Source organism: Pandoraea sp. PE-S2R-1, from assembly GCF_002179865.1.
Classification (GTDB): Bacteria; Pseudomonadota; Gammaproteobacteria; order Burkholderiales; family Burkholderiaceae; genus Pandoraea.
In genome coordinates, this window is the sequence record NZ_NGUR01000122.1 from 1 (window position 1) to 466 (window position 466).

The window sequence follows — 466 nt, forward strand, 5'->3', positions numbered from 1 at the left end:
TCTCCGACTCAGCATCGGGCTGGCCGAGCTGTCGTACGCCTCGCGGCAGGTGGAAACCGAGACGTTCAAGACATTTCAGGCGTTCGGCATCGCCACGCTCCTCTACGTCGGCGCGATTGCGCTGATCGAAGCCGTGAGCGTCGCCACCACGCATCGTCACGCTGCCGCCCCGTCGCGCTGATCGCGCCGATCGCACGAAGGCACCCGCCCGAGAGACCTCCCGGAAGCCCCTCATGAATTTCTCCGCCGTATTCGACAACCTGCCCTATCTGCTCTGGGGGGACTTTCCCGATGGGCCCCTCTCGGGTGCGGCACTCACGCTCGTGCTCGCCACGATCAGTGCGTTGGCGTCCGGCGTGCTCGGACTCGCGGGTGGCATCGCACTTGCCATGCTCGGCGGACCGGCACGCTGGGTACTCACGTTCGTGATCGGCTTCTTCCGCGCCATTCCCGTGCTGATGCTGAT

General features: G+C 65.7%; 2 pseudogenes. Both read left to right on the top strand.

Features of this window, described 5'->3' with window-relative positions:
- Positions 1 to 181: pseudogene (locus CDV44_RS27330) on the top strand (amino acid ABC transporter permease); the annotation flags it as partial.
- Positions 182 to 233: 52 nt separating this feature from the next.
- A pseudogene (locus tag CDV44_RS27335) lies at positions 234 to 466 on the top strand (amino acid ABC transporter permease); the annotation flags it as partial.